Raw genomic sequence first — 1,350 nt, 5'->3', positions numbered from 1 at the left:
GCTACCGTCTGGACACAAATATGTTTTTGATTATATTTGATAAAAAGTGCAGACTAGATATTTTGAAAATTTAAAAGACAAGCGATTGTTGAATAGAGGTAATTCTATTCTCAATCGCTTGTTTGCTAATAGTATTTATTCAATAAGACAATTAGCAGAAAGTGACTCTGAAGCCAAAGCTATTTACCGATTTTTGCAAAATGATAATGTTAGTGAAGCTGATATTATAAATAACATGTCTATTAATTGTGTAAGCTGTGTTGAAGATAAATCTGTTTTATGTATTCAAGATAGTAGTGAAATAAACCTTTATAATCATAAGAATAGGATTAAAAAGGATCAATCCATTGGATTAACCAATGCTTCTGTTGGGGGACTCGGCTTTTTTATTCATCCAAGTTTTATTATAGATGCAGATACTTTGATGCCCTATGGTTTTTCAGATGTAAAAATATGGAATAGAGCTCATGAACTGCCTCCTAAAATGAAGCCCCATGTTCATAATCGCATACCCATCGAAGAAAAAGAATCTTATAGATGGATAGACTCTTCACTTGAAACCAAGAAAAGGCTAAGCAAAGCAAAAGAAATAATCATTATTCAGGATAGAGAAGGAGATATTTTTGAACAATTTTGTCTTGTTCCTGACAGTAAAACGCATTTATTGATTAGATCGCGATTTAATCGAATGTTGGATAATAAAATAAAACTTTTTGATCATCTTAGTTCTCAGTCACTTCAAGGAACCTACACAATTGAGCTGGAAGGAGATAAAAGAAGAAATATCAAGAAAAGAACTGCTGCTATAGAAGTCCGCTTTACAGAGATAACAATAGGTAAACATCAATACTCAGGAAAACATCTTCCAGATAAAATTAATCTTTACGCTATTGAGGCAAAAGAAGTAGGAGAAAATATTGAAAACCCAATACTTTGGAGATTATTAACAACAAAGAAAGTTGAAGATTTACAAACTGCATTACTTTGTATTGAATGGTACACCTACAGGAGGACTATTGAAGAAGTATTTAGAATTTTAAAGAAAGAGGGCTTCAATATAGAAGCCAGCGAATTATCACAAGGTAAAGCAGTTCGCAAACTATGTCTTTTGATGCTGGAGACTATTATAAAGCTCTTCATCATGCAGATAGCTTATGCCAGCGAAGAAGAAATCGAACCCACAAGCTGTTTTTCAGATCAAGAAATAGAATGTTTAGAACTGCAAATCATACAATTAGAAGGTAAAACCGAAAAACTAAAAAACCCATATAAATCGTCAGATTTGAAACGATATATATGGGCTATTGCTAGATTAGGAGGATGGAAAGGCTATCTTTCTGAAAGAAAACC

1 protein-coding gene is annotated in these 1,350 nt (G+C 32.5%); it reads left to right on the top strand.

Annotated features, from left to right (window positions below; all coding sequences use genetic code 11):
- Positions 1 to 46: 46 nt before the first annotated feature.
- The coding region (locus tag BUE10_RS23600; RefSeq protein ID WP_143056029.1) for an IS4 family transposase at positions 47 to 1,350 on the top strand (1,304 nt) is incomplete at its 3' end.

The organism is Flavobacterium sp. CF108, from assembly GCF_900129795.1.
Lineage (GTDB): Bacteria > Bacteroidota > Bacteroidia > Flavobacteriales > Flavobacteriaceae > Flavobacterium.
Note: the sequence above shows the minus strand (reverse complement) of the source record. Positions and strands in the feature narration are given on the sequence as shown.